We start from the raw sequence: 3,872 nt of genomic DNA, 5'->3' as shown, positions 1-3,872 counted from the left end.
CTGCAAAAATTGACATTTATTTTCAAAAGCTTAGGCTCAGAGCAAGTTCACGCACATATCGGGGTAGCTAATATGGTATTCCAAACAACGCAGATAAACCAAAAGGGATCGCGAAATGAAGGCCAAAGAAGCAAAAACTCACGAAACGATAATCAAAAGAGAGTACGAAAAGCCGGTACTCATCCTCATAGACACAAGCGAAACACAAGTCTTCGCACTTATCAACCTATTGAATCCGACTACAGGCGCAGCTTCCTGATACCTATTGCACGGCAACTCGGGGTCATTCACCCTTGTCGCTATATAGAGGCGTAAGGGCTTGTGGATGCAGACAGATGGTCCAGCCACGGCTGGCAATATAATTTTCGCGTCCCCAGTACGCCCTTCGCCCCTCCTTACAATAAGCTGGGCTGTCCATCGTTCTGCATCGAGCGCTGCCTTGCCGCTTGGCGTGAGTCCGCTTTGCTCAAGTTCAACTCAAAACCCGCCATTCCGCTACCCACCCGATTGCTGCCTTCAAAAATGATCATCAACGCCAGATAAAAATCCCGACCCCAGCCCCTTCCCGGCCATCATCGACAAGCAGCGGGCCGTATGATAGCCAATGCATTATTTCCAAAAGTAACGGGGGGGGACTTATGGGACGTGTCACTGCGATGCTATTCAGCATATTTTCTTATATTCTGGGCATGGTTGCTATTGTCGGGCTAATCTTGTGGATCGCCGGATGGTATCTGCCGGTGACGGTTAATCAGGGTTTGGCGGCCACGCAAATCGGCCTGCACCCGGCGCTGGCGGCAATCTGGAACGCTGGGCTGGTCCTGATCTGGGGCTGTCAACACAGTATCATGGCGACACCGGCTTTCAAGGATCGCTGGAAAAACATGATTCCGGCGTCGATTGAACGCAGCAGCTATGTGCTGATTGTTGCGGTTCTGACCATTGGCCTGATGCTGCTGTGGCAGCCGTTGGCGTTCGTCATATGGGATGTTTCCGCGACCATATGGGGAACAGCGCTGATTCTCATCTACCTGTTCGGCTGGGTGATCGTGTTCATCTCGACATTCCTGATCAACCATTTCCATCTCTTCGGACTGCAACAGGCGTTTGAGAATTTGACCGAACGGCAATCCAAGGAAATGTCATTCGTCACACCAATGCTCTACAAACTGGTGCGACATCCCATGATGACCGGTATCCTGATCGCGCTCTGGGCGGCGCCAACGATGACATTGGGGCATCTGGTGCTTGCGATCGGGTGGACAGTATATATTTATTTCGGCCTCAGGAATGAGGAGAAGACGCTGCTGGTTGATCTGGGGGACCAGTATCGCGACTATCAGCAGACGACGCCGATGGTCATACCCTTTATAAAGCCGTAAACCTGATTGATCGCCAGCGGTTCATCAATGTCCGCTTGCGGGATGAAACGGAGCTTGATCGAAAGCCTCACTCCAACATCTTCGGCGCTTCCTTCAGCAGCTTCGCCTTGATCTTGTTGGCGAACATCGCCAGCATCGGCGGCAGGTCGAGAACGGCGTAAACCTCGTCTTCACGGACATGCATGTCGCTGACGATGCGCTGGCCGATGGCCTCGAGGGTGAAGTGGAGATGATCGCCTTCCCAGTGATGGTCGGTCAGGCTGGCACCCGGGATGATATCGCTCAGCGTGTGGACACCGCTGCCGATCCGGCTCTTGGCTTCATCCAGACCCAGTTTGTGCGGAATATTGACGGTGACGGGCTCGCCCATGATGATTCTCCAATCGCATTATTGCCAATACCGTTAGTCTTGAGCCTGTCGAAGGACGCTTCAAGTCCAGAGCCTCACTTCGACAGGCTCAGCGCTAACGGCATGTTGTTGGCTATTTCCCTATCACCGCGAAGCCGCAGGGAAAAGCCTTCGCAGAATCACTTGGCCTGAGGGATATTTCCCACTAGGCAGCGTTGCATGATCCTCGTCATCGACAATTATGACAGCTTCACCTTCAACCTGGTCCATTATCTGATGGAACTGGGTGCCGAGGTGCGCGTCGAGCGCAATGATGCGCTGACCGCCGCAGAGGCGCTGCGCACAGGCGCACAAGCCTTCCTGATTTCACCGGGTCCCTGCACCCCCAATGAAGCGGGCATATCGCTCGATCTGGTCGCGGCCTGCGCCGATGCCGGAAAGCCATTGCTCGGCGTCTGCCTCGGTCACCAGAGCATCGGCCAGCATTTCGGCGGCAAGGTCGTTCGCGGCGGCCTGATGCATGGCAAGACATCGCCGGTGACCCATGACGGCAGCGGCGTCTTTGCCGGCCTGCCCTCGCCTTATACCGCAACCCGCTATCACTCGCTGATTGTCGAGGATATTCCCGGCTGCCTGCCGGTCAACGCGACCGCCGACGACGGTTCGGTGATGGGCTTCCGTCACGAAAGCCTGCCAATTCACGGCGTGCAATTCCATCCGGAGAGTATTGCCACCGAACATGGCCACGCGCTGCTGGCGAATTTCATGGCGATTGCGGGGATCGAAGCGAAGGAACGGGCATGACTTTGCCCGACCCGGCGAGCCCCCTGTCCGAAGGATCTGCCCGCGCAGCCTTTGCCGCGATATTGGACGGTTCCTGTTCCGCCGACGAGATCACCGCTTTTCTGACCGGCCTCGCCGACCGCGGCGAAACTTCGGTCGAGATCGCAGCAGCAGCAACAGAAATGCGCGCCCGGATGATCGGCGTCGACGCGCCCGCCAATGCGATAGATGTCTGCGGCACCGGCGGCGATGGCAGCCACAGCCTGAATATTAGCACCGCCACCGCTTTGGTCGTGGCCGCCTGCGACATACCGATGGCGAAACATGGCAATCGCGCCGCTTCGAGCAAGTCGGGCGCGGCGGACACGCTGGAGGCGCTCGGGCTCGACCTTGCCAAAGCGGCGACCAATGGCGAGCAGAATCTCCGCGAGATCGGCATCGCCTTTTTCTTCGCGCCCAACCATCATCCCGCGCTCGGCCCGCTGGCCCCGATCCGCAAGGCAATCGGTCGCCGGACGATCTTCAATCTGCTCGGGCCCTTGTGCAATCCCGCGAAGGTCAAGCGCCAGCTGATCGGCGTCGCCTCGCCCGATCTGGTCGAAACCTATGCCGAAGCAGCGCTGCAACTGGGCTATGACAAGGCGATGATCGTTTCCGGCGAGGAAGGCCTCGACGAACTCAGCATTTCCGGTCCCAGCCGGGTAGCCATAATCAGCGATGGCGCGGTTACGATCAGCCGGATCACTCCGGAAGATGCCGGCCTGGCTCGCCATCCGGCGGAAGCGATAAAGGGCGGCGATGCGCAATATAATGCCGCTGCGCTCAAGGCGCTATTGCAGGGCGAGAAATCCGCCTATCGCGACGCCGTGCTGCTCAACAGCGCCGCTGCGCTGATGGTGGCGGGCGAAGTCGACAGCTGGGAAGCCGGGGTCGAGGAAGCCGCCGAGGCGCTCGACAAGGGGCTTGCCAACGCCATGCTCAATTGCTGGATCGCCAATCAATGAACAAGCTCGACCAAATATGCGCGACGACGCGGGAATATGTGCGGCAACGGAAGGCTGATGTCCCGGCGTCGAAGCTGAGCGATGACATCAATCGTCAGACCGCACCGCGCGGCTTTGCAGCCGCGATCCGCGCAAAATCGGCCACCGGCTTTGCCCTGATCGCGGAAATCAAGAAAGCCAGCCCGTCCAAGGGCCTGATCCGCGAGGATTTCGATCCCCCGGCCCATGCGCTAGCCTATCAGGCCGGTGGTGCGGCCTGCCTGTCGGTTCTGACCGACCAGCCCTATTTCCAGGGTGCCGACGAATATCTCGTGGCCGCGCGCGCGGCCGTCGATCTGCCCTGCCTGCGCAAGG

At 58.1% G+C, this 3,872-nt stretch carries 4 protein-coding genes and 1 pseudogene; 4 read left to right on the top strand and 1 reads right to left on the bottom strand.

Translation table 11 applies throughout. The annotated features are described in order from the left end of the window. Nucleotides 1–638 precede the first annotated feature (638 nt). Nucleotides 639–1,382, top strand: a complete 744-nt coding sequence (locus tag V7665_RS13225; protein ID WP_335665003.1) for a methyltransferase family protein — start codon at nt 639–641, stop codon at nt 1,380–1,382. Nucleotides 1,383–1,449: 67 nt separating this feature from the next. On the opposite strand, the gene V7665_RS13220 is transcribed toward V7665_RS13225, so the two are convergent. Further along, nucleotides 1,450–1,752 carry a polyhydroxyalkanoic acid system family protein gene (locus tag V7665_RS13220; protein WP_335665002.1) on the bottom strand — a complete coding sequence of 101 codons (303 nt, stop codon included), beginning with the start codon at nt 1,750–1,752 and terminating at the stop codon, nt 1,450–1,452. 198 nt (nt 1,753–1,950) lie between these two features. On the opposite strand from V7665_RS13220, the gene V7665_RS13215 reads away from it, so the two are divergent. The 3 genes and pseudogenes from V7665_RS13215 to V7665_RS13205 form a co-directional block, all read left to right on the top strand. Beyond that, nucleotides 1,951–2,535, top strand: a complete 585-nt coding sequence (locus V7665_RS13215) for an anthranilate synthase component II (RefSeq protein ID WP_335665001.1) — start codon at nt 1,951–1,953, stop codon at nt 2,533–2,535. Further along, nucleotides 2,532–3,518, top strand: a complete 987-nt coding sequence (trpD, locus tag V7665_RS13210; protein ID WP_335665000.1) for an anthranilate phosphoribosyltransferase — start codon at nt 2,532–2,534, stop codon at nt 3,516–3,518. The genes V7665_RS13215 and trpD overlap by 4 nt, the downstream gene beginning before the upstream one ends. Continuing rightward, nucleotides 3,515–3,872: pseudogene (locus tag V7665_RS13205) on the top strand (indole-3-glycerol phosphate synthase TrpC); the annotation flags it as partial. The gene trpD and the pseudogene V7665_RS13205, both read left to right, overlap by 4 nt.

Source organism: Parasphingorhabdus sp. (assembly GCF_036964675.1).
Lineage (GTDB): Bacteria > Pseudomonadota > Alphaproteobacteria > Sphingomonadales > Sphingomonadaceae > Parasphingorhabdus.
Note: the sequence above shows the minus strand (reverse complement) of the source record. Positions and strands in the feature narration are given on the sequence as shown.